The organism is Longibaculum muris, assembly GCF_004343035.1.
GTDB classification, from domain to species: domain Bacteria; phylum Bacillota_I; class Bacilli_A; order Erysipelotrichales; family Coprobacillaceae; genus Longibaculum; species Longibaculum muris.
Genome location: NZ_SMCQ01000003.1, coordinates 120,191 through 145,715 on the forward strand (window position 1 = coordinate 120,191; position 25,525 = coordinate 145,715).

Below are 25,525 nucleotides of genomic sequence, written 5' to 3' on the forward strand. Positions count from 1 at the left end.
GTTGCAAGGCTATTATATAATAGTCCTAGTTGTATATATATCATATTTTTAATATTTTTATAATAATTTTAAGGAGAATGACTATGAAACTAGAAATATTGACAAAACTCTTTGATACCTTTTATCAACGTACTTATATCCCTATTTGTATCATTGATAAGTCACATCAACTCCTCTTTCCTTCATACTCTCCATTATATCTTCATATCCAAGATTTCCCTTATCTACTCAAACAAGATAAATATCCTGTTCATGTCATCAATACCTATCAATCCTTACTAGCATCATTTTCTTATGAGGACTTTATTATTCTCATTGGTCCTTGTTTATTACTTGGTGCATCACAAGAAAAACCTGATTATTTTAGTCAATTTCAAACTTATATTTCTACTGAATCATTAGATAATTTCATTAAAGCCATTAGCATGTTATATACTTTTTTAACTCATCAGGATATTGATGATAAACAAATTCCCATTGAATATTTAAGAATCAATCCACAAGCCATGAGTTCACAGGAAATCTTTGAAAAGAACGTATATGATCGTCGCATAGAAGATACAACACGTGATTCTTATCAATTTGAACTGCGTTTTTTGGATTATGTGAAAAGAGGTCGTAAAGATAAGATTGATTGGATTTTTACTCAATTTAATAAAACTTATATTGTTTCTTTAGCAGAAAGTTCCTTAGACACAGTCAAGATTAAATTCATTTCTATTGTGACCCTCATGACACGTATGGTTATCAATGAAGGTGTTCCTTTAGAAAGCGCCTTTGGTCTCTCTGATGCACTGATTCAAAATCTTCCTCATATTCGTAATGTTCAAGAATGTATTCAATACATCAAGTATGCTAGTTATGAATATATCAAACTGATTCAATCCAATGCTAAAAAATGTTCTACTTTAATCAATCAATGCGTTAGTTATATTGATACACATCTCTATGAAAAAGTAACCTTACAAGACTTAGAAGATTTAACCAATCATAGTTCTGTCTATATTTCATCACGTTTTAAAAAGGAATTAGGAATTTCTTTTACTCAATATTTATTAGAAAGAAAAATCGAAGAAGCTAAACATCTTCTTCTCTTTACTGATCATTCTTTTCAAGAAATCAGTACATTATTAAACTTTACAAGTCAAAGTCACTTTACTCAAAGATTTAAACAAGTCACAAACCAAACACCAAAAGAATTCAGACAAAAGAATTTTCAGTATTTATAAAACGAAATGGCAATTCACCATTTCGTTTTTGATTATCTTCATCTATAATATACGATATTTATTATATCTTCAGCTAAATATTGATTTTTTAAACCACTGTTTTCTAAAGATAGCTTTTCTCCTATTTGTTTAACTACATCTGATGTTATCACAATATGACCCTTCTTTCATCTAAGAGAAAACTTTATACTGAAGTCGTATATATGAATTTTCTAAAATAGTTGTTTCTCATTGAAGTATGCCAACTTTATTCAGTTCTTCTAGCTTCATCAATAATGGACCTCCAACTCAAGATGACGTATCCTTCTCACCTGTGCCACAACAATATCAACATAATTAATACATTTTTCACGTAGAAATATTACATTGAGTGTTGAACCTATTTGAATCACGATTCTTTTATATAAATTTCCTAGCATTGTTTTAAAATTCAATAATCATCATACAATATTGATAAATTATCTCTTTTATTGAAAATGCAAACGATTTTATTTGAACTCACAAGTCTAAATTATTTAGATAATACACAAAAATATTCAATTCCATAACTATCCACTTTTCACACCCATAAATTATCATAAAAGTCTTTTTTGTATAGAACGTTTATCCTCTCTCCACGATGAATAAAGTTCTTCATTTTCTTCCCACAATTCCTTTAATTCTGACTTATCACTTATAATAACATCAATTGCTTTGATAGCCTTTGATTGAAGTGAAGTCAAATCGATTTTCTTTAATGACTTGATCCATTCAAAATAATCTTCATCATCGCATCTATACTGAGTATCATTCACGACACTATCAAGCACTGCAGCTGAAACCAAAGCATAATAACCTTCTTCATATTCCACATAGTCTGCCTCTATAACATCATCAAAATACTTTTCCATATCCTTAATAATATCTGATGATTCCTTAAGATCATCTAAAACATCATAAGCTGTATCATCATCAAATACAGCAAAATCCCATGCACCCATTTTTATCTTCTCCTTTACAATTTATGACTTATTTTTATTATGACACCATCCCACAGTTAAGACAATATAAATAAAAAAACGAATATTTCAATTCTTTATTATTGGTAAAAGTATTCACTTCTCATTATATTCTCATCTATTTTTCAAAAACGTCTCATAAAGATATTGATTTTTAAACATTTTTATTATTTTTCATGAGAAAAACATGGAACAAATTTGTCATCAAGTTGAGACTCACACCTGTTTATTCCATGTTATAATCTGCTTATCACCCAGCCACTAGCAATGTGGAGGAGGTGAATACGCATGATAGAGGTTATTATAAACTTCTTGGCTGCCGTTACGGCTGGTGTCATTGTCAATCTTTGTATTGAACTGATCGGCAAATGGTTAGACGGATGCAAGAAGCATGGTGAATAACCAAAAACCAGGAGTGGCAGCTCCTGGTTTTCTTTTGGGTGTGAATACACACTCTTTCAATAGGTTATTATAAACTTACAAAACTATAATAGCATATTCACTATGCCTTTTCAAGTATTCCCAACTCACAAAATAATTATCTCGTGACATGCTTCCATTTACAGGATTTGACGAAAAGGAAGTCAAAGAATATATTCAGACAAGATTGAAATCTATTAATTGCAGAGTAGACATATTTACAGAAGAAAGCTACCATACATTTTATACGCTAATAAATAATACATCAGTAAGAATATTTAATCATCTCATTAATAAGAATCTGATACTAGTGATGAGTCGAAATAAATCAGTCATAGATAGTGAGATTATTATAGATGCAAACAAAGAATTAATGTTAGGATAATGAATATGGATTATATATAAAGATTCTAAAGGAGAAAAATGTGTAAACAGTATAAGTGGTCTAACAGTAATACCTTTATCTGATTATATGTTTAAAAATCAATAATTCTTTGGTTCATGATTAATTTCTCGATGAATCTGATTAATTTGGGTACAGAACTGTTCTTTGGAAAGATGAGAAAGATCAAGAATGTCATCCAAAGACTAATGAAAATAATAACTCAGAAATGAAATTTGTTTCATGAGTTCATTGTATGTATACAAACTCATTTTTGATTTGTAAAATTTAGTGTATCACTAAACCCCTTACCACAATGTGGACAGACAACATGGATAGTTGGTATTTCATGTAATGACACTAGAAATCTCAACAAAACTTACATAATCTAGATTTTGTCTTACTTTGTGATGCTACATAGCATATATTTCCTCTCCAGCTATTACAAGTCTCATTGTTCCTTGACGATGGAGCAATTCCTGTTTCATCTACATAACCTTTGGGTAATGTAAAATCATATGCTATTTGAAAATTCATTTTTCTTTGTCTTCTTTACCTTATCATTTAATACGTTCAACACCTTCATGTGCCAACTCTATACTTTCAATAGCAATTTCATTACTTGTTGCATTAAAATCAGTTGGTGTATACTTTATTGGCCATGCATTAATAAATTTCCATTCAGCAACCACTATATGCAAGTCATCACAAAGTTGAATGGTAACCGTTTTTCTTTCACAGGTTCCATCTACTGTGCTTTGTAGCCATGTTATCAATTCAGTTCCGGTAACGAGGCCCCATTTTAAAGTCACATTGCCATATTTTACAAGTCCTTGCTGCTTAAAAACAGTATTTACAGGATGAAGTCCCTCACGGTACTCAATAGGATCTGTTATGATTTCTCCAGCGTTGACTTCAGAGAACCCACCAACTTCTTTTGAATCAATTAAAACAATATAATTGTATTTTTTATATGGATATACATATGCCATTGTCTATTCACTCCTTTACCTTGCATCTTCCATTTTTGTGTAATTCTAAAAATAACAAATTTTGCTGGTCTAACTGGTGCAACGCCAATCACACAAATCAAACGACCATTTAAAATATCATTTTGTGTCATCGTTGACTTTCCAACATTTATGAAGAAAGCTTCATCAGATGTTGAACCAATTAATGCCCCATCACGCCATAAAGTTGTTAAGAAAATGCGAATAATCCCAGAAACTCTTGACCATAGATTTTCATCATTAGGTTCAAAAACAGCCCAACTTGTATCTGCTTTAATAGATTCATTTAAATAAATAGTCTACGTACATTGATATATTTCCAATTTCCATCACTCGAACATGTTCTTGCACCCCAAACATGAATTTCCATACCAGGTAAAGACCGAATTAAGTTTATACCTTTAGGATGATTTAACTTTTCTTGTTCTGCTTCATTATAATGAACTGATAATCTAGTTGCATTTCTCACAACTTCATTTGCCGGAGCTTTCCAGACACCACGTGTATTATCTACTCGTGCATAAATTCCAGCTATTGTCCCACTTAGTGGTGTGTATGAATTTTTCTTTAATAAAGGATCAAAAATACTTAACCATGGATGATACATTGCCGCATAAGTTGTATCAAACTGTTTACGATGTTCACTTAACTTATCTACTGCACTTACATCTAATATAGCAAAACGACTTACCGTACTCTCACAATGTGTAATTAAAGCACTTTGAACTAGCCTAAATTCCAGATTGCTGAGATGGTCCATCATCTTTTCCAATATACATATCTTCATATCTAGCAGCAGGCATAATCGTAGTTCCTCCAGCTAACAAATAAGACTTAAAATCTGTTGTGTATTTTGCATAAAATGCTTCAGTATCTAACTTTTTCTCAGCGGTTTCTATAAGACTAACATTAATGAAATCTGATTTTTCTAAGACATCGACAACAAATGATAGTGAACCAGGATTAAGAGAACATTTCTCATAAACCTCACCAAAATCTTCACATATAATTTGCATATCGATGACAACAGTTTGTAAAAAAACATTAGGGTGTAAAACATCTTTAAAATAATCACCCTCTAAAGGTTTATTCAATTCTAAAATGTTATCAAAAACATTTGTAACTGTGTAAAGCTTTTCATTAAGTTCAACAACATCGCCAGAATAAAAATCCAGCTGACGAATTCACTGTGTATTGATTTTTTTTAACTTCATCTTCAGTTGCTTGATGAGTTACATATGTTTTTGTCTGATAAGCTTTACGAATCTGCACTTTAATAGTATTACCCCAAGTTCCCGAACTCATTGCAGTCACTTTTAATGTATCTTCAATATCTGCAAATGCACTGATTTGCTCGAAGGAAGCCACTCGCATAACATAACAACTACTTCCACCATTCGCAAAGAATTGATCAACTGCATAACTTAAAAAACGATGTTCACCAAATTTTTCACCTAGGTAATCTCCAAAATATTTGCGGAATTCCGCAACGCTAGTGATCAGTCTTGGTTTTCCAATTGTTTGTCCACGACTTGCCATCCCAACAAATCATGCTGTACTAGTCCCAATCCCTTCTATTGCCTTAACTCCTGATTCAAACGCTTCAATATAAACTCCTGGTGTTAAATATTCAGCCATAATATTTTCCTTCTCCCTACCTTTATATTATTTAAACCCCTATTAATACCTCTTGCGACATGCTCCCACCACCTAGCTTCCTAATCAACAGCTTCTATAAGTTGAGCATCCACAGGATATCCCTTATTGATTGCTGCATTTGTATCTCTATCATGCTGTGTTCCACATATTGGACATATCCACTTTCTTGCTGATAGTTCTTTAACTTTCTTATTCTTGTATCCTCTGTTTGACTGCTTGCATACCATCCATCAATCTTGCTAAGTTCCTTGTTTTGTTTTTCTAACTTATATGCTAGAAAGTTGACAAACATTCCCCAATCATTATCTGCAACGCTTTCCCCAAAACTTAGTGATTGACTCATTACTTTCATATTTAAGATCTTCAATACATACAACATCATATTCATTAGCTATCTGATTTGATAATTTATGTAGAAAGTCCTTCTTTGATTGGTAACCTTCTGATGAATCTTCACTAATCTTTTTCTTTGTTTTTGATAATGACTGCTGCCCTTTAATTGTCAATTATTTGATTTAACAATCTCTTTCAACTTGGAAAGCTTTCTTTGTTGTTTTATGAGCTTCTTTTCACTTTATCTGAAATACTTTTAATAGCTTGGCTGTTTGCCATTGCTGTCAACATATAGCTCACTCATCGAATAATCCAAACCTATTTTTTTTAATACCTTTAGATTTAACATTGACTAGTTCCTCATATGCCAAGCATATAGAAACATAATATTCATCACTAGGTGTTCTTGATACTGTAACACTCTTGATTTGATATCCATCAGATATCTCCAAACTTTGGTAGATGAATATGATGTTCACTTATGCAAATATTATTGTTCACCATATTTGTTGTATAGCTTGCTCGACTTCTATGCTTTGACTTAAATCTTTGACTCCCTGATTTCTCATTTCTGAAGTCATTGATAAATGCCTTTTCAAGATTTTTTTGTGCATTGGCTAATGCAAGTAAAGAACTTCCTTTAGCTATACATAATCTTTCTTGTAATGCGCAAGAGCCATGCCAATAAGAGTATGATGTTCTCTATAATATTCATTCTTTTCTTCTAACATCTTATTATATACAAAACGAACACACCCTAAAATCTTGGATAAAAGAATGCATTCTTTCTTATTGGGATATATTCTATACTTATAGGCAATATTCTTCACGAATAATTACCCTGGTTTTCAATATAATTTTTCTATAATATCAAGTGTAGACCCACCTGTTGTCATGAGACAAAAAGAACGACTCCAAAAATATTCTTTCCATAACTAATTCTCTATTTATGGAAATTCTATTTTAGAGTGTGATTTGAAAAGGACATGAACATGATCACTATTGTGATTCCACTCCTCAAATGTAACATGATAATTTGCACCAATATAAGAAAAAATTTCTTTAAGTCTATCTGAGACATTGTTATCAATAACTTTTCTTCTGTATTTAACCACAAATACAAGATGATAATGAAGCGAAAGCACTGAATGATTATTTGTTTCTAATTGTACTCTCATATTTTTCACAATCCTTTCTGCCACTGAACATATTACAATATGCTTAGTTGCAAAAGACAAATGCAATGATAATCTATCTACAAATTCATCTCATCACTTATTGAACTGAGAGAATTCTTTGCAACATTTGTTAAAATTAAAGCTGCATTCTACTCAATTTTACACATCAGCAATTATGATTCATCTTTCTTAAATTTAGCTGTACTATAAGTAACAACAAGTAAGCTCACCATCATAATAATTCCATCTATTCTAATAACCCAATCTGTCAAAGGACTCATAAACCAGTGAACACACATTATAATTAAAGTTATAATCAAAACAATTATACTCATCAATTGTATCTTTTTCAAAATATCAGCTCCTTTTATGCATAACTTTATTATATAATGCTTCAATATAATAAACAACGAAATCAAACTTTAAAAAAAATAAAACTCTATATACAATTCATTATATAGAGTTCCCATCATTTATTTTTTTATATCTTCTTAAAAAAGAATAGACTGCACCAATCATACCTGCATCATTTTTTAACTGACAAGTTAAAATATGAGGCATTTCTACTAAACTTAAAACGTGATAATCTTTACAAATATTTTGATATTCTTCCTCGATAGCTTCCATAACTTCTTGATTTTCACTAATTCCTCCACCAACAATAATCACTTCAGGAGCAATCATGACTGCAATGTTTACAAATAATACTGCCACAGCATGATAAAAATGAGATAAACACAGTTTTGCAACTTCATCACCTTGTTGGCTTCGTTCAATGATCACTCTTGCATCTAAAACTCTTTCTTTAACACTATAGCTATACTCACGACATAGTCCGGCAACTGTCGCTGCATGATAAGAAAAAGAATGCTCATTATAATCACCTGGCTGCAAACTTGACAAAGCAACTCCAAATTCTCCTGCTAAGCCACCAAGTCCTCTCACCAATTGTCCATTCATATAAATGGCACCACCAACAGCTGTTCCTAAGGTTAAGCAGGCAAATGAATCTTCATCTTTTGCGGCGCCTATCCATTTTTCTGCCATAGCTGCTGACTTTGCATCATTTTCAACAATCACTGGTAAATGTAAAAAGGCTTCTAATTCTTGTTGCACATAACAGTTTAAAAAACAATGAATAGCACCACTAGTTTGTGCATATCCATCACTCCTAATAACACCCGGTGTACTTAATCCAACTCCTTCAATTTGATAAGGATGTCTTTTTATAAAATGATCAATTTGAGTAAAGAGTTCCAATTTTTCTTTTTTTGTTTCTTCATTTTCATTAACAATAACTTCTCCAAGTTCATTGATAATCCCCATTTTTATTCTTGTTCCACCAATATCAATACCTGCATAATATTTCATAAGTTTACTCCTTTATTTGAAATTGAAAGCTTTGAAATGGTTTTAAACAATCTATTAAAATCATTTCTTCTTCTAAAATATGACCAACAACATTAATTCTTGGATCATAAGGACGATCCATTAAAGAAATTTGTACCTCTGCTTTATATTGTCCATAATCTTCATTCAAAATCAAGATATCTCCACGATGAATATTGCTTTTTCCATGAGCAGGTAAATCTTGCTTATAATAACGCTCTCTATTTTTAGAAGAACGAATCACATATTCAGAAGCATCACCACGATAAATTTGATGATATTTCAATAACATTTCTTTTTCTAATTTAGTCACATCCTCAAATAATTTAATATGTAAAATATCTATTTGTGATTGATAAATCTCACTGACAGCTTTTAATTCTTCATCACTTGCATAAGCATTTCCAATAAACCAATCATCCACCATCCCTAACATTTTCATATGTCGTGCTTGAACATCTATTGGTAAATCTCGATGCATTTCTAAGGTACATAATCCCTCAGAAATAGGCCACGGTGAAACAGAGGCATGTTGCGATGTTAAAAAAGCTGCACTGGAAATATGATATTTTATAAATTTTTGACTACAGCGTTTAAAAGCTTCTAATGATAAACCAGTGTATCTTTGCGGATAGAAATTATGTGAACCAGTTAAAGCTTGACGATATGGATGATAAGAATGAATCAAATCAAGATAATTTGTTTCATTACTCATATTCACTTCAATATTGATATGATAAGGATTATGCGTCATCATAGCTTCTACTTTCCCATCATAACCACTATCTAATCTTATTGTTTTGACTCCTAATTGAGAAAAATAACTTAAATCATCTTCCTTCATTTTTAAATATTGAAAAACCATTGGATGAATATCAAGTGTAACTTCCATATTCAATTCATTAGCAAACGCAATACTTTCTTTTAAACGACGAATAGATTTCTTAGGATCATCCTTATCGATTTGTAACATACTCATAAAAACTCTTTGATACCCATATTTTTTAGCTTTTAAAAGATAATCCTGATCATCTTTTAAATTTGTTTTATCTGGATATAAGGCAATACCTAACATATAAAATTCCTCCTTTGTGTCTTTAGTTTAACAAAGTCTATGTTTTGTTTTTATCATATTTTTTATCTTTATATTAGATTCTTAAGATTTCAAGAAAAAAACTCTCCATTAAGAGAGTTACTTCTTTTTACCACCAACAGTTGAATATAATTGATGTGTTCCTTTTTTCAATGTTTTAATTCCTTCATACAATCCATTCATAGCATCTTTTACACCTGAATTTCCATCTTTAATTGCTTGTGCACCTTTTAATAAATCAGTTTTAATATCATCTAACTTTTGGACACCTTGACATAATGTATTCATTCCCATTAATAATGGTGTACTTGTTTGATCTAGTTGATTTAACCCAGTCATTAAAGCAAATGTTCCATCTTTTAATGGTGTCCCTGCTTGACTTAACTTTGAAGAACCATTGTAAAGTTCATGAATACCACTCGTTAATTTTTGAGCACCTTGATTTAAAGTTGTTGTACCATTTTTTAATTCTTGTGTTCCACTATATAAAGCTGCACTTCCTTGATAAGCTGTTTGAACACCATTCACATAAGTTGTCATTCCTACTTTTTGTTCTTGAATAACGCCAATCATACCATCAATACCTTGCCCCATCTTTTGAGCAGCTTGTGGTAAAGCTGACATACTTTGAATTCCTTGATCAAGCACTCCATATTTTTCATTTAAAGAAGTCATTCCTTGTGATACCCCTGATGATAATGTTTGCATTCCTTCAATCGAAGTTGTTGCCCCATCTAATACTGTATTTGTTGCACTATAGACACCAAGTAAACCTAAAATAATCTCAGTCTTTTGATCTTCATTTAATGCTCCTAATAATAACTTCACTAGTGTTGGATTTTTCTCCATCATACTTACATATTTATTTAAAGATTCATTTGAATATGCCTTTTCTTTTAATCCATGAATTGTTGTTTTTAAAGTTTCTACACCTTGATCAACTGCTGTGGCTCCATCAGATAATTTTGATAAAGTTGTCAAAATAGCAGATGAACCATCAGTTAATTGTTTGACTTGATTTTCACTTGGTACAAGTGAAAGTCCACCTTTTAACTGAGTCAATCCTTCTACCATCATATCTGGTGCTGCTAATAATGCATCAGAATTATCATTTAAGACTTTCATACCTTGATATAAAGTTTTTGTTCCATCATTCAATTTTGTTGTCCCTTCAGATAATCCAGTTGTTCCTTGTGATAAAACACCAGCACCTTGATCTAATGCTGTAATTCCATTATGCATACCCTCAACTGCTCCGGTATAACCATATACACCATTATACAAACCATCTGCCCCTTTTTTTAATAAAGAAACTGCTCCAGTATATTTTTCCATTCCTTCATTTAACTTATTTGCCCCTAGACCTAATGCACTGACTCCTTGAGTATATTGACTCAAACCTGTATACAATCCATGACTTCCATCTTTTAATGATGTTGTTCCAGCGACAATTTTTTGTGCCCCATCTTGAAGTGCTCCGGCACCACTATTTAATTGATGTGCCCCATCTTGAAGTGTACCTAAAATCATCCCACCTCCAGAAAGACATCCAACAACCAATATAGCTGCTGTTGCTCCTCCTATCATTATTTTCTTTTTCTTACTCAATCCCATGTTTTTGTCCCCTTTCTTTTTGTAAGTGTTTACATTGTTTTCTCAACGCATTTAGTATATAATAATGATTATCTTATTTGTATTGATATTTTACTGTCTATATCAAAATTTTACTATAATTTAAGGAGTATTTATGAAAACACTGATTTCTATTATTGATGAGTTATATAATACATTACATATACCTTGTGTCATCTTTGACAAAGATTTACAACTTATTCATCCTAAAATAACAATTATTGATATGAAACAATTTCTACATGATGTTTTCCTCATGACATATCATCAAGTTCATATTTTGGTTTATGATCATAGTATTGCTTATGCAAGAATGCAAGTCACTTATGAAAAACAAGACTATATGATTGTTTGTGCTTGTATATTAAACGATTTACAAAACCCTCATCAAAATCTTCCTGAAAGCTGGATAAAGATTGTACCTGAATCAATGATTCGTTCACATATTGCATCCCTTCATTTTATGGCTTTTCAAAATTTTGTGAAAATGTTATATGAAATGACAACTCATGAATATTTACCATTACAATCTATTCATGTGGATTATATTCAATCTAAACAAGTAAAGAAAAAAGACGATATTTTGACACATCGTCGAATGACTCAGGAAACACCTGATTATTATCATTTTGAACAATCTCTATTAAAAGCTTATCAAGATGGACATTTTTACAAAGTGAAAGCATTACTTAATCAAATAAATATCAAGGATACACAACTTCTGACACAAAATATTTTACAAGATTTAATCTATAAAGTTGTTAGTTTTATTACTCTGATTACTCGTATTAATATTCAAGAAGGTGTTTCAAGTGAATTAGCTTTTTCTTTGTCAGATGCTACTTTAAATAAACTTTCTTATATCACCAATATTCAAGAATTAATTACTTTATTTCAACAGTCCATCTATGATTTTTATCATCAATTAAATGAAACTAAAAAAGATCATTATTCTTTACATGTCTATAAATGTATTCATTATATAGATACTCATCTTTATGATAAGATTTCATTATCACATTTGGTTGAACATACAGGGTTATCTGAAAGTTATCTTTCTGCAGCTTTTAAAAAAGAAGTTGGGGAAACAATGACTCATTATATTCAAAGAAAAAAGGCAGACGAAGCTGCCCGTTTATTGTTATTTACGAATAAGAGTCATATTGAAATCAGTTGTCTATTAAATTATAGTTCACAAAGTAATTTTATCCAAATCTTTAAAAAATATAAACACATGACTCCTAAACAATATCAACAATCTCATTTAAAAGATCATTAATCTAAAACCTCTAATATTGCATCCCTAATTGCTAAATAACCTTGCATATTAGGATGTAATCCATCAAAAGTGTATTCTTTCTTTAACTCTTTGTTTTTATCCATTAAATAGGAATTCACATTTAAAAAAGTAATCTTTTCTTCTTTGGCTAAAGATTCTAACATTTCATTTAATTCATCAATTGTTTGATTATCTCTATCTCTTAATTGAAACTTATCAAATAAAGATTCACGATCAGTTTTATTGATAGGATAAACAGCTTGTAAAATGATATGTGTCTTAGTACTTTGTTGTTTGGTTAAAGTTATCATTTGTTTAATATTGTTGACAATCTGTTGATTATCTACTTTTGCAGCAATATCATTAATCCCCATTAACATAACTAAATTTTTAGGTTTCATCACAAGAACAGTCTTTTCGATTCGTTTAAGCATTGAATCGGTTGTTTCTGCACTAATTCCTCGATTGATAATAGGTACTCCTGTTTTTCTTGTATATGTTGCATATAAATCTTCAACAGGACATAATTCAGTAATAGAATCACCAAAGAACACTGTTGTTTCTTTTAAAGAATCTTGAGACAATTGTTCATAGTTTTGGGTTTTATGAAGTATCTCATTTTCTCCCATTTTTCCCACTTGATTAAAAACAAAAAGAATAAGAAATATTGTTATTAGGATTGGAACGAAAGCACAAATCATACCAACCCATAATGTTTTATGTTTTTTCATGTAAAAAATCTCCTTTCATTATTATTCTAAAGGAGATTGCTTTTTTATTATATCGTATTTTTTATATAAATATCATGATTTTAAGCTAATCAAATGATATATCTTCTTCATTTTTGATAAGTACTTTTAAATCATCTTTTTCATATTGATGATGACCAGCTTTAGATTTTTTATATTTCCAACAAAGAATTGCCTCTTGTAATGTCTTTCCTTGATTATCATTAAAAAAATCACGGATATAAGTATTGTATTCAAACTGTTTATCAATAGTCGTTTTCTTTGTTTTCTTTTCTTCTTGAATCTGATAATAGGCATTAATCGCATCTTGATATGTTTTCCCTGCATTTGCTTTTAACCATTTTTGAAAAGGGACTTGAAATGAAAATGATTTTCCAATCTTTTCTTTAAAGAAAGCCCGATGCTTTTCACTACATTTAAAATTTTCTTCAATCAAACTTTCTTCACAGATCTTCTCTACAACAATCGTTTTGTTTACAGGCTTTGAAGAAGATAAAATTTCACCAGTATCAAGAAAATAAGCAATTCGCTTTGTGATGTCAACTTTGTTTCCTAAAGTTGGTAAACCATTTTGTTTACAGAAATCAACTAATTCCTCTTTTAAATAATAGTAATTAAGAAATGTTTGACTGTCTAATGACTTATCAAGTTGTGGACGTTGTTGATTATCGTCTATCATCATTAAGATTCTCCCATCTTTGATTGACGTGAAATCAAACGTTCTCTACCCTTTGCTTCAACAACATTCTCTAATTCCTTTTTCACATCTCTAGCAATCCAAACTTGTGTTTTATTTTGCGTTCGTAACATTTCATCCACCATCAATAAAACCTTTTCATTATATTCAAAATCCTTTTTACCAATTTCTCTTAATGCATATGATACAGCTTTTTTAACATGTTCATGATCACAATCCAGATGAGTTTGAATGAGATATAAATATTGGTCTAATGTATCGTGAGTAATAGTTTTATTTTTAATCACTGCACTTCCAATCAAAACAAACGCTGCCCGTTTTTTATATACATGATTTAAATCAATCCACTGTTCAATAAAATCATCATAATCTTTTCTTTTCATAATCATTTGTTTACATATAAAATTACATAAATCCCAAGAAATAACATCATTCATTAATTGATCAATATCTTGAAAAGATAACTTTTTCACTTCAAATACCAAAACAGCTAATAATTTTGCATCATGATAACCACTATTCCATAATTCATAAGCTATTTCATTTGATTTTCCAATCTCTTTAGCTATTGTTCTTAATTGTGATGTAGGAACACCTATACTATTTTCTTCAGGGACTCCCATTTTTATAACATTTGCTTTATATTTTTCTGATGATTCTTGTTTTAATTTTTCTATAATATCTTGACTTGTCATAATTTTTCTCCTTGATTACATTTATCTTATCATAAACCATTTTCTTTTTATACTCCAATCAATAAAAGTATCATCTTAACCCCTATTAGTTTCAATGATACTTCTTTATTTTAAAAGAGATAAAAGCATAATTTATTTATTATCAGCCCTCTGTACTTATAAAATTGAATGATTGCAAGACAAAAACATTTTCCTTATAAAAAATGTCTTTGTCTTTTTATACCAATAAAAATAATAATGATAAGTTCTATAATATGTTTTAAATAATATTCTTTAGTCATTCCCAAAATTGGTTCATTTATATGAAATACATTAAGATAAGAAATAAATGGTAATAATGATATAAATACAAAACAATACAGTAAAATAATTCCTAAAGCAACGATTGGTGAAACAAAGCAATAACTCAAACAATAAAATAATGAGGATAAAAAGAATAAGATAAAATTAAGATTCAAGAGTTCACTTAAAACCAAGGAGAAATCAAAATATATAAATGAAAGAACATAAAATGGGATTAAAATTATTTGAAAAAAGCATAAAATATAAATAATCAGTATAAATTTATTTTTCATATTCATAACATGAATTGCTTCCATAGATTCATTATCTAAAAAGTTTCTAAAAAACAAATATAAATAATAAATCATAAGCAAAGGAAAAGTCTTTTGAAAATATTGAAAATAAATAAAGGGATCACCTCCAGTTAAAATGATATTTTCAGCTTGATTCATCATAAATGGAAAAAAGATCAGCAAAACAAAGAGAACAGGTATCAAATATATTATTTTTCTATGTTTTATGTCAAATATAATTAATTCTAAATCATACTTCATGGAAAGGTCCTTTAACTAAATACATATATCCATCCTCTATCTCAGGTTCTCTTTTCCATGATTCATTTAAAATATCATCACATAAAATACGATAGTTTTTTTGTTTTTCACCAGAAATCTTAACCAAATAATGAGGAAAAGAAATACTATGATAATCTTTTTCAGATAATTCATAAACATGATTTCTAGCATGATTTAAGATATCTTCTGGTGTTCCTGTATAAATGATTTTTCCTTTTTTCAAAACAATTAAGATATCACATGTTGATTCAACATCTTCAACAATATGTGTAGATATAACGATAGGGAAAGGAAAATCTTTGGCTGATAAAATACGTTTAAAACGCAATCTTTCTTCAACATCTAAACCAGCACTTGGTTCATCTAAAAGAATGATATCAGGATTTCCTAGAAATGTTTGAGCAATCCCTAAACGTCTGACCATTCCTCCAGAAAGTTCTTTACAATGTCTGTTTATCATATCTTCTAAATTGACACTTTCTAAAACTTCTTGAATAGACTCTTTTCTTTGTAATTGAGGAATTTTCTTTAAAATACAATAATACTCTAATTGTTCATAAACACTTAATTCTTTAAAAACACCAAACTTTTGAGGTAAATAACCAATAGATGCCTCTTGTATAGATTTATCTTGAAAAACAATAGAACCATGATCTGCTTTCAATAAACCAGAAATAATTCTAAGTAATGTTGTCTTTCCACTTCCATTAGGACCTAATAAACCATAGACTTTGTTTTCCAAAGTCATATTTACATCATCTAAAGCAACATTCTTCTTATAACTTTTCTTAATATTTTGAATTGTAATCATAGACTCTCCATCCTTTCTAAGAACTTTTCATCATCAGCAGGTGTATCATCAAACATATATTCATATAACTCATGTAAAAAACGTTTTGTTCCTAACTTGTCAACAATTGCATTGATTTTCTTTATTTGGTCAATATTATTATCTCCATTACTTATGCTATTGATAAGATTTTGATAATATTTTTCTAGATTATCTTGAACAGGACACCATTTCATAGCATAAGTTAGTAATGTTTTTTTAGGTGATGATTCAACAATTCCACAAAGTATAGAAGATCTAATATTCATATAGCTGCTTATAATATAATCATCAAAAATCGCTGTTTCTCCAATGTTTGTATTTCTAGAAATATCTCCAGTCACATTAATAATTTTTTTAGCTCGATATTTTTCCATAGATACATCAAAAATCTTTTCAATCTTTTCTAATTCTTCTAAGTAATTATCTTCAATATCTTTTAGATATTGTTTTTTAGATTGTAAAGTTCCATTTAATGGTAAATAACTTATTATATTATGATAATCAGCAGACTCAATATATCCATCAAATAAACTGATACTATCACTTGTTCCTTGATAAACATGTTCACTTTTCTTAGTTAAATTTGTTATATAGTCTTTATCAGTATGAAGTGTTATTTTTGCATTATCAATGTGATTTAAAGTATTATATCCAAATTCCGTTGTATCATATCCATCAAGTTGTTTAATCTCATATGTTATAAAAATCTGTTTTTCACCACACATTGGATACCAAGAAAAATATCCTGGTAACATAGTTGCTTGAGCATTTGAATAGAAAATAGGATGATACCCTTTATACTCTATATTCAAATCAATTTGAGAAATAGGTTGATCAAATTGTATATAAATATAATCACCTTTTCTTTGATAAGTCATATTCTCATCACTTTTTAATTCTTTTAAATTATATTTTTGATAAAGTGTTAGAATAAAATCTTTTCTAGGAATTGAACTTTCTAAATGAAGTTCTCCTTCAACACCAAGCATTCGCTTTGTACTCACTGTTAAATCATATTCAGATATCTTATAATTGACTTTCTCATCTTTTACCTCTGTAAGATTTCTATCTTTACGTATATCATAGAAATAACCATCCCAGGCATCATTGATTCGATATTTTGATTCTGGCAAATATATCATAAAGCAACTTCCCACAGTCAAAACAAGCAGAATCTTATATCCGCATTTATATATATTTGATTGATTTAGTGGACGCCAATTCATTTTAATAAAATAAAGACTTAATAATAAAATTCCCCACATTATAAATATCCATAAACGACTCAGTTCACATTGATATCCATACATAACATCAGTGCCCCATTCACCATTTTGATAAAACAATTCAAATGGTAAATGGATAAATTGATAAATCTTATCAGTAGGAAACGATGGTTTGAGCGGCCAAGATATTTCAGAAAATGAACTTGTCATAAAGATAAAGATAATCAACATAACAATGTGCATAACATGATTTTTAAACAATGATAAAATAAAAACAATAGATAAACAAATCACTTGTGGAATCAATAAATTATAAAGATAAGGCTGAAGAAAATGTGTCAAAAAATAAGTATTATGCCAATCATGAATAATAAGTACACAAGCCATAATTAAGTTAATGATTATAATCATTATCAAAAGAATAACATAAATATTCTTTTGATAACTATAATTCATTTTATCTAAAGAATTTATACTTTCATCTTGTTGACTATTACTTGCACCTGTCAACAAAAGATAAGAAGTTACCATTAAAATGGCACAAAATATATAATTTACTCTACTACTGAATCCTAAAACATCAAAGCTTGCCATTCCTAAAAAAATCAAATATCCAAAATAAATCATGAAAATAGATACCCCAAACAAAAGCACACCATAAATTTTTGGAAAGCTTTTCATCAAACGTAAATGAACTTTTAATTTCTCCATAAATTTTCCACTCCCATCTTTTAAATCTCTTTACTATTATTCCTTGCTAGGTTTTATGGTTCCACTTCCAGCAACAAGTTCTTTTGCTTTTGGTGTTAAAACAAGTCGATAAATCGATGTATATTTTTGTGAATCACTAAATGTTGTGGTCTTTTCCCATGATATTGTTACAACTGCTTCTTTCGGATTAGGAAAAATCGCACCCTTTCAAGAAGTCCAAGTAGCAGCTTCCATTAACGCTGAAGATGAAGCATCATTTTTAGCAATGTAATCATATCCTATCCAATCAGTTACTGCATCAGTAGACGAACTTTTATACAAAGTTGTACTCCTTAATCTTCCATAAGCAAAAACAGCAACCATTGAAAAAGTAGTCATAAGATAACTATACAAATAATTTTCTTTTCATTCTTTCACCAATCCATATTATCATAGATAATATTTCATTCATATTGTTAATTCAAATGATATAAAGAACTTTAATATTTATGAGTAATTGCCCTTATTGACATTTGACTCACTAAAGTGAATAAAACAATTAGAATAACTGTAGAACATACCCATAAACCCGATATAAGAATCCAGTTCGTTATAAAGCCACTCCATCTTATATAAATAACAAGTGCAATAACCGAAACAACAAACCAAATTGTATCTAAATAAATATAATCAATTGTATAATATCTTTTGATTTTATTTTTTAATCCATTGTGTTTTAAAATAACAATCTCTTGCTTTCTTATACGAATGTAATAATAACAAAGTAACGAAACTGCTAAGATCAGAATTGAATCAATAAAGAGAGTCGTATAATGAATAGAATGACCAGATTCAACAACTTGATATGTGTTCAAATTTTGATACCTTACTCTATAAAGTTCATTCATTCCTTCTATCTTTAATTTGATATCTTCCTTATTATCCTGCTCACACAAAATTAAATAAGTCATAGGATGATCATATATATGCTTTGTCTGATTCATTGCATTATTTTTAAGTAAACTTTGCACTTCTTTAACAGGCATATAAATTCTTAAAAAATTACTAGAATCTATAGCCGTTCCATCAATCCCGTTATATACATTATCAGGTAAAACTCCATCTACACTTATTTCAATATCTGATGCTTTGTGTAGGCATCCTATTTCCTTTACTTCTTCATTCATTTCTGTATACATTGTTTTTGTTTCAAAATATTGATAAGGAAATTCAAAATTCAATGATAACTTTAATCCTTTGTCTATATCTTCATTAATAAAATCTGCAAAATTTTCATCAATATAAGTCCCTTGAATATCTTTTCCATTTAATTGTATATGCTGTAGAGGATCATATGAAAATATAGCAATCTTGGCATACCAATCCTTATTATAATATTTTGACATTTTTTCCCAATAATATGAGATTTCTTTCTTTGTACCAGATGAATTTTCAACAGTCATCGCTTTAATTTCTCCATCCCGCCAATCAGCAACAACATAATATGGTGTCACAGATTTAATACCTTCTACATCTTGAATATTTCTAATATCTTCATTATCAATAAAATCATATTCCTCCATATCTAACCATCTAGCATCAGGAACTTTATAAAAAATCAAACCATTTGTTTCATTAATATGAGTAGAAGTATTCACATCTAAATTTAAAAACACATTAACACTTACCCCAAATGATACCATTACAATTGTAATAACACCTATTATAAATATAATAGAAAACATAATTTTAAGCTTTAAATTTTTATATCTATAGTAATTTAATTTTTGAGGTTTATGATTCTGTTCTTCTAATAATGACTCTTTTACAACTGTTTCTTTTTCTTTTATAATTTGATAATCTCTGATTGTATATATCTGGTCTGCTTGACTTATTAAATAATCATCATGTGATGTACAAACAACCAATATCTTTTGTGATAATTTTTTGAGCAAATCAATTAATATTTTCTTATTATCATTATCTAACGAAGATGTTGGTTCATCTAACAATAAGATATCTTTATGCATCATAAGTGCTAAAGCAATTAAAAACCTTTTACGTTGCCCTGTAGATAGATAAGAAGGAGATTTTTTCACCTCAATATTTTCTAAATTGACTTCTTTTAAATAGTATAGAACATCTTCTTTTGATAGTGTTATTCCATGTAATTGTGCATAGAAATAAAAGTGTTGATAAATATTCATATTAGGGAAAAATTGTCCTTCTTGATCAATATAACTTATATGATTAAATAGAAAATCTTCCTGAGAATGAATTTCATTTCCATTATAAAGTATTTCACCAGAATCTAGCTTTAAATCAAAGATAAGTAATTTTAAAAGTGTTGTTTTTCCACTACCACTTTTTCCTCGAATACATGCGAAGGATGTACTTGGTAACTCCATTGTTGTATTTTTAAAAATAGGTTTTTGATAACAAAAATGAATGTCTTTTAAAGTTAACATTTCCATCCCTCTTTCAATAATAAAGTTAAATGAATCTTGAATATATACATTTCTAACAGTATGAACTTGATAAGCTCCATGTAGGTGTCCTATAGAAAAATATGTAACATAATTCATTTTTATTAAAATATAATTTCATGAAATTGATTCACTACTTCCATCAACAATGCCTCAATCATGTATTATCCATCCCTCGTGATTCTACAGATTGATTTGTTTTATTATCTAATGCTTTTACTGAACAAAAATTTTAAATACTTATACTGAAACAATGCGTTATTGAAATAATTGTTTTTAAAAATTATCTTATAGACTTTTCTAAAAATTAAGTTAATGTTTCTTCTAATTTAATTATATGGGAAAAGTTCGCTTATTTCAATCATTTGGCAAAATTGCAGTCTTTTTGGCAAAATTAAAATAGACTTCTTAGAAACAATATACTTTAACATATTTTTTCTATATAATTAATATAAGTAGGTGATAATATGAATAAAATACTCATTGTCGATGATAATCAAGAAAATATTGATGATATCAAAAATATTATTGATGTCTATTTTAAAGAAAAAGATTTTAATTATCATATTGATTGTTTAAAAAATCCCACTGATTTTGATCATAACCATCAATATGATATTATCTTCCTAGATATTGATATGCCTCAGCAATCTGGATTTGATTTAGCAAAATCCATTCCTTTGAATACATTTATAGTTTTTGTTTCTCATCGAGAAGATCTTGCCTATCTAGCTTGTGAACATCATCCTTTTTCATTTGTAAGAAAACATCATTTAAAAGATGATATGATAAAAACATTAGACAGACTCTATTCAAAATTAAACCAAACATTATCTATAACCTATCAAAATGAAAATATCTGTATTCCTTATCATGATATTCTTTATATTGAAAGCATTGGACACTATATTTATATTCATACTCAAACAAATATATATAAAATACGTGTTCGCCTCAGTGATTTATTAACTCAACTCAATAATAATTTTTGTCTTGTACACCAATCTTATATTATTAATTTCTCTTATATCATTTCTGTTCAAGATTTGAATATATTACTGACTAACAATGAAATAATACCAATAAGTCAAAGAAGATATAAAGATTTTCAATCTTCTTATCAACAATATAAGTTAAGGAGTATCTAATTATGAGTATATTTGATTTAAACATTAATCTCATTGAAGGTTTATTATATTCAATATTTATTGCAAAAATATTTCGTACGCAATTTAAAAATTCTTACAAAATAATTTTGATTTTCACTTTTTTATTATGTTTAAATATCTCTCTGTATAATTATTTTTCTTTAAGCGAAATTTATTATACATTGTCTATGCAAGTTATTCTTTTTCTCATGAGTGAGATATTAAATCCTCAACAAAATATTTCCAATCTCTTTATCAGTATGCTTGTTGACACGTTTTCTCTTTTTTCAAATACACTTACAATAATGATGAATCAAGTATTTTTTAATAATTCATTATCCTATGTCATACTTGTTATTGTTTCAAAAATAATCTTCCTTTTGTTTGTTTTATTTATTCCACAATATTTAAATAAGTTTATTCAAAGTCAGAATATAAAGAATCGTTCTTTTCATATAGCTTTACTTTCTTTGCTTATTCTCTATACTCTAATATTTGATTCCTTATTTTATGAAGATACAATGAATATAAAACTATATATCATGATTCTCTGTATTATCATTTTAACAATCTCTATATATAAAGCTATTCAATATATCAATACTGTTCATAATCAACAACTAGAAAATCAGATGATCATTCAGGAATTAAAACTTAATAATAAAAATTATCTCCAAGTAGAACATTCTTTGAAAGTCTTATCAAAATCTCAACACGATAATCTTTACATTCTAGAACATATAAAAAAATTAAATCAGAATCAAAATACTTTGATTGATAATTTTATAGATGAACAGATTAATCTGCTAAATAAAAAAACAAATCCAATAATGACTGGAAATACAACATTAGATTATATTCTTTATCAATATAGTGCACAGATTGAACAATATCATATTCATTTAAGTTATACAAAAGACACTTATCAATGTCCTTTACCTAAAAATATTTACTATACTGTTCTTAATAAGATGATGGATATTGTGATAGATGCCTGTCAAGATAACGAATCATCTTTATTATCAATTCAACATGGTTTTATGGATCAACAATTTTATATAAAAATGACTTTTCCTTTGACTGATCATATTCATCAGGAAGATATTCATTTAATAGATTTACAATTAAGGGAATATCCTCATATATTAATTAACGAAAGAGATGTTAATGTTTATATTTTAGGTTTTATGTTGAAAAAGGAGCTCGATTGAGCTCCTTATTTATATTCTATAATAGGTGATGTTTTGATTTGAACATCTTCATTTGCATGATATTTTGTGACTGTATGATTTTTTGGATCAACAAGAACAAGCATTGTTATATCGTTAATACCATCTGCTTCAAATTTTTGCTTATCATAAGAAATCAATAAATCACCAGGTTTCACTTCATCCCCAACTTTAACAAAGACTTCAAATCCTTCCCCTTCAAGATTCACAGTATCTAAACCAACATGAATCAGAACTTCTATTCCATCTTCATTTTCGATTCCTACTGCATGTTTTGTATTGTCCATGACCATTGTCACCTTACCAATACATGGTGAATAGATTTGTCCAACATTAGGTTGAATGGCTATTCCATCTCCCATCATCTTGGTAGCGAAAACTTCATCAGGTACATCTTCAATAGCGACAGTTTTTCCATTTGCCATTGCATAAAATGCTTTATTTTTTTTCTTAAAGAATCCCATATTATTTTAATTCAGGCCAGAAGTCTTTATTAGCTTCAATTAATTCATCTAAGATTTGTTTTGCAACTTTGGCACTTGGTACTGTTTTTGACATAGTGATAGCTTGCCATAATTTTTGATAGCTTCCTTCAATCCAAGCTTCTACAGTTAATTTTTCAACTGAAACTTGTTGTTCCATTAAACCTTTTTGGAATTGAGGAATAGCTCCTTGAACAATTCTTTCATATCCATTAGAACCTACGATACATGGAATTTCAACCATTGCAGTTCTATCAAAGTTTTCAATAGCTCCTTCATTAGGAACAATTAATAACATTCTTTCTTTTGTATTTTTAGCAATTGCACAAGCTAAGTCAACGATATATTCAGCATGAGCATCTGCTTCAAATCCACAATCAACTGCTGTTCCTTTTTCAATAATATCTCTACATGCTCCAAAAACAATTTTTTCTCTATGATCCATAACTTCGTTAGCACGTGTATAATCTTTACGAGAATGTTCTACGACGTAGTCAGGGAATAAATAATATTTTAAATAAGTATTTGGAATTGTATCTGGATCTAAAGCATAAACGTCTTTTGCTTTAGCAAATGTTTCAATCCAGCTTTGTTCAACGTGTTGGTTTGTATTAGATAAAGCATCAGCATAACCATTAGCAGCCATATGTTCTTTAATAGCTGGCATTAAATCATTACCTTGTTTATCTTCAATTTTATGCCACCAACCAAAGTGGTTTAATCCATAATATCCTACTGACATTTCTTTACGAGAACTTAATCCAACCATGTTAGCCATTTTTTCTTCAAGATCAATTGGCATATCACAAATATTTAAGATTTTTGAATTTGGTCTTAAACGTCTTGTTGCTTCAGCAACAATAGCAGCTGGATTTGAATAGTTTAACATCCAAGCATTTGGAGAATATTTTTCCATATAATCTAAGATTTCGATAACTCCACCAATAGATCTCATACCATAAGCAATACCTCCTGGCCCACATGTTTCTTGACCAACTACATTGTATTTCAATGGAATCTTTTCATCTTTTTCACGCATTGCATATAAACCAACTCTAATATGACACATTACGAAATCAACATCAGTAAATGCTGTTTCTGGATCAGTTGTATAACCAAATTCAATTTCTGGTGCTCTTTCTTTTAATAAGATTTCACATGCTTTTGCGACTGTTTCTTGACGTTCAGCATTGTTATCATAGAATTTAATTTTTCTAATTGGGAAACGATCTTGATGATCTAATAATAATAAGACGATACCTGGAGTAAATGTACTACCTCCACCTGCAACTGTAACTGAATATTTTTTTTCCATTTTTCTTTCTCTCCTTTTTTTTACATTAATCTTATTGTTGCAAATAAGCTGATACAGCTTACCAACATGACAAGCATACTTCCTCCACCATTATAGAAGAATTGCTTGATTGTTGATGTTTTGATTGTTGGGAAAACTTGAATGTTGTAGTAGTTGATAGCTCGATAGAATACAAATAACAACATCATGAAGTAAAATAAGTTTAAAGTTAAAGCTTCAGCAACTAAAAGTAATCCCATATTAATAACTGCAAATTGTGTATTTCCTTTTGTTAAGTTCTTTTGAATTAATTGAACAAGGTAAGCAATATAAGGATTTAACATTGCAATGAGAAATACAATTGTCATACTTGGATCTTTCACTAAGACTTCTTGAAACGTTATTGAATTCAACATCGCTTTTAATGAAACATATAAATAACAAATTAAAGGAGTAATTGCTAAGAACACTTTTGTAATCATAAAATAACGATTCAATTTTTTGAGTTGTTTATCTTCTTTCTTTCGAGCCATTTTTT

25 protein-coding genes and 2 pseudogenes are annotated in these 25,525 nt (G+C 29.0%); 4 read left to right on the plus strand and 23 right to left on the minus strand.

Annotated elements, in window-relative coordinates; all coding sequences use genetic code 11:
• Positions 1–83 precede the first annotated feature (83 nt).
• The gene (locus tag EDD60_RS03930; protein WP_066449050.1) at positions 84–1,229 is read left to right on the plus strand and encodes an AraC family transcriptional regulator; all 1,146 of its coding nucleotides are present in this window, start codon (positions 84–86) and stop codon (positions 1,227–1,229) included.
• Positions 1,230–1,804: 575 nt separating this feature from the next.
• Here the strand turns inward: EDD60_RS03930 and EDD60_RS03935 are convergent.
• The 14 genes and pseudogenes from EDD60_RS03935 to EDD60_RS03980 all read right to left on the minus strand — a co-directional run bounded on the left by EDD60_RS03935 (position 1,805) and on the right by EDD60_RS03980 (position 11,305).
• Positions 1,805–2,209: a DUF4259 domain-containing protein gene (locus EDD60_RS03935; protein ID WP_066449053.1), complete on the minus strand. Its 405-nt coding sequence runs from the start codon at positions 2,207–2,209 to the stop codon at positions 1,805–1,807.
• Positions 2,210–3,589: 1,380 nt separating this feature from the next.
• Entirely contained in the window at positions 3,590–4,021 is a 432-nt protein-coding gene (locus EDD60_RS03945; RefSeq protein ID WP_066449056.1) for a phage tail protein, read from the minus strand.
• Entirely contained in the window at positions 3,976–4,335 is a 360-nt protein-coding gene (locus tag EDD60_RS16335; protein ID WP_318026099.1) for a phage tail sheath C-terminal domain-containing protein, read from the minus strand. The genes EDD60_RS03945 and EDD60_RS16335 overlap by 46 nt, the downstream gene beginning before the upstream one ends.
• Positions 4,326–4,802: a phage tail sheath family protein gene (locus tag EDD60_RS16340; RefSeq protein WP_243646632.1), complete on the minus strand. Its 477-nt coding sequence runs from the start codon at positions 4,800–4,802 to the stop codon at positions 4,326–4,328. The genes EDD60_RS16335 and EDD60_RS16340 overlap by 10 nt, the downstream gene beginning before the upstream one ends.
• Positions 4,771–5,133: a hypothetical protein gene (locus tag EDD60_RS16345; protein WP_229105176.1), complete on the minus strand. Its 363-nt coding sequence runs from the start codon at positions 5,131–5,133 to the stop codon at positions 4,771–4,773. Before EDD60_RS16345 ends, EDD60_RS16340 begins: the two co-directional genes overlap by 32 nt.
• Positions 5,134–5,185: 52 nt before the next feature.
• A complete protein-coding gene (locus tag EDD60_RS16350; RefSeq protein ID WP_229105177.1) occupies positions 5,186–5,578 on the minus strand; it encodes a hypothetical protein in 393 nt (130 codons plus the stop codon).
• A gap of 179 nt (positions 5,579–5,757) precedes the next feature.
• Positions 5,758–5,925 carry a zinc ribbon domain-containing protein gene (locus EDD60_RS16715; RefSeq protein WP_207905289.1) on the minus strand — a complete coding sequence of 56 codons (168 nt, stop codon included), beginning with the start codon at positions 5,923–5,925 and terminating at the stop codon, positions 5,758–5,760.
• Positions 5,916–6,086: pseudogene (locus tag EDD60_RS16800) on the minus strand (hypothetical protein); the annotation flags it as partial. The gene EDD60_RS16715 and the pseudogene EDD60_RS16800, both read right to left, overlap by 10 nt.
• Positions 6,087–6,675: 589 nt before the next feature.
• Entirely contained in the window at positions 6,676–6,861 is a 186-nt protein-coding gene (locus EDD60_RS16720) for a helix-turn-helix domain-containing protein (RefSeq protein WP_207905290.1), read from the minus strand.
• Positions 6,858–7,209, minus strand: a pseudogene (gene tnpA / locus EDD60_RS03960) (IS200/IS605 family transposase). Before tnpA ends, EDD60_RS16720 begins: the two are co-directional and overlap by 4 nt.
• A 173-nt stretch (positions 7,210–7,382) precedes the next feature.
• The gene (locus tag EDD60_RS03965; RefSeq protein WP_066449059.1) at positions 7,383–7,562 is read right to left on the minus strand and encodes a hypothetical protein; all 180 of its coding nucleotides are present in this window, start codon (positions 7,560–7,562) and stop codon (positions 7,383–7,385) included.
• 100 nt (positions 7,563–7,662) lie between these two features.
• A complete protein-coding gene (locus EDD60_RS03970; protein ID WP_066449061.1) occupies positions 7,663–8,580 on the minus strand; it encodes an ROK family protein in 918 nt (305 codons plus the stop codon).
• A gap of 4 nt (positions 8,581–8,584) precedes the next feature.
• Positions 8,585–9,673, minus strand: a complete 1,089-nt coding sequence (locus EDD60_RS03975; RefSeq protein WP_066449063.1) for a DUF871 domain-containing protein — start codon at positions 9,671–9,673, stop codon at positions 8,585–8,587.
• Between the two features lie 117 nt (positions 9,674–9,790).
• Entirely contained in the window at positions 9,791–11,305 is a 1,515-nt protein-coding gene (locus EDD60_RS03980; protein ID WP_066449065.1) for a hypothetical protein, read from the minus strand.
• Between the two features lie 133 nt (positions 11,306–11,438).
• On the opposite strand from EDD60_RS03980, the gene EDD60_RS03985 reads away from it, so the two are divergent.
• Positions 11,439–12,602: a helix-turn-helix domain-containing protein gene (locus EDD60_RS03985; RefSeq protein WP_066449067.1), complete on the plus strand. Its 1,164-nt coding sequence runs from the start codon at positions 11,439–11,441 to the stop codon at positions 12,600–12,602.
• Here the strand turns inward: EDD60_RS03985 and EDD60_RS03990 are convergent.
• From EDD60_RS03990 to EDD60_RS04020, 6 genes are all read right to left on the minus strand, one after another.
• Positions 12,599–13,333 carry a GDSL-type esterase/lipase family protein gene (locus tag EDD60_RS03990; protein ID WP_082787410.1) on the minus strand — a complete coding sequence of 245 codons (735 nt, stop codon included), beginning with the start codon at positions 13,331–13,333 and terminating at the stop codon, positions 12,599–12,601. The genes EDD60_RS03985 and EDD60_RS03990 overlap by 4 nt on opposite strands.
• Before the next feature lie 85 nt (positions 13,334–13,418).
• A complete protein-coding gene (locus EDD60_RS03995; protein ID WP_243646628.1) occupies positions 13,419–14,033 on the minus strand; it encodes a DUF6434 domain-containing protein in 615 nt (204 codons plus the stop codon).
• Entirely contained in the window at positions 14,033–14,743 is a 711-nt protein-coding gene (locus EDD60_RS04000) for a DNA alkylation repair protein (RefSeq protein ID WP_066449069.1), read from the minus strand. Before EDD60_RS04000 ends, EDD60_RS03995 begins: the two co-directional genes overlap by 1 nt.
• A gap of 825 nt (positions 14,744–15,568) precedes the next feature.
• Positions 15,569–16,411: an ATP-binding cassette domain-containing protein gene (locus EDD60_RS04010; RefSeq protein WP_066449072.1), complete on the minus strand. Its 843-nt coding sequence runs from the start codon at positions 16,409–16,411 to the stop codon at positions 15,569–15,571.
• On the minus strand, positions 16,408–18,369 hold the full coding sequence (locus EDD60_RS04015; protein WP_132226224.1) for a hypothetical protein: 1,962 nt from the start codon (positions 18,367–18,369) through the stop codon (positions 16,408–16,410). Before EDD60_RS04015 ends, EDD60_RS04010 begins: the two co-directional genes overlap by 4 nt.
• A 479-nt stretch (positions 18,370–18,848) precedes the next feature.
• Positions 18,849–20,816: an ABC transporter ATP-binding protein gene (locus EDD60_RS04020; RefSeq protein WP_066449078.1), complete on the minus strand. Its 1,968-nt coding sequence runs from the start codon at positions 20,814–20,816 to the stop codon at positions 18,849–18,851.
• 485 nt (positions 20,817–21,301) lie between these two features.
• Here EDD60_RS04020 and EDD60_RS04025 point away from each other — a divergent pair, with 485 nt between their 5' ends.
• Positions 21,302–21,982: a LytR/AlgR family response regulator transcription factor gene (locus tag EDD60_RS04025; RefSeq protein ID WP_066449080.1), complete on the plus strand. Its 681-nt coding sequence runs from the start codon at positions 21,302–21,304 to the stop codon at positions 21,980–21,982.
• A 521-nt stretch (positions 21,983–22,503) separates the two neighbouring features.
• A complete protein-coding gene (locus EDD60_RS04030) occupies positions 22,504–23,193 on the plus strand; it encodes a hypothetical protein (RefSeq protein ID WP_132226225.1) in 690 nt (229 codons plus the stop codon).
• A gap of 5 nt (positions 23,194–23,198) precedes the next feature.
• Here EDD60_RS04030 and EDD60_RS04035 read toward each other — a convergent pair whose 3' ends face one another.
• The 3 genes from EDD60_RS04035 to EDD60_RS04045 are packed head-to-tail and all read right to left on the minus strand — an operon-like array spanning position 23,199 to position 25,520.
• Positions 23,199–23,636, minus strand: coding sequence for a PTS sugar transporter subunit IIA (locus EDD60_RS04035; RefSeq protein ID WP_066449086.1), 438 nt, complete (start codon positions 23,634–23,636; stop codon positions 23,199–23,201).
• A 40-nt stretch (positions 23,637–23,676) separates the two neighbouring features.
• On the minus strand, positions 23,677–25,008 hold the full coding sequence (locus tag EDD60_RS04040; protein ID WP_066449089.1) for a 6-phospho-alpha-glucosidase: 1,332 nt from the start codon (positions 25,006–25,008) through the stop codon (positions 23,677–23,679).
• Between the two features lie 20 nt (positions 25,009–25,028).
• On the minus strand, positions 25,029–25,520 hold the full coding sequence (locus EDD60_RS04045; protein WP_066449092.1) for a hypothetical protein: 492 nt from the start codon (positions 25,518–25,520) through the stop codon (positions 25,029–25,031).
• Positions 25,521–25,525: the final 5 nt, after the last annotated feature.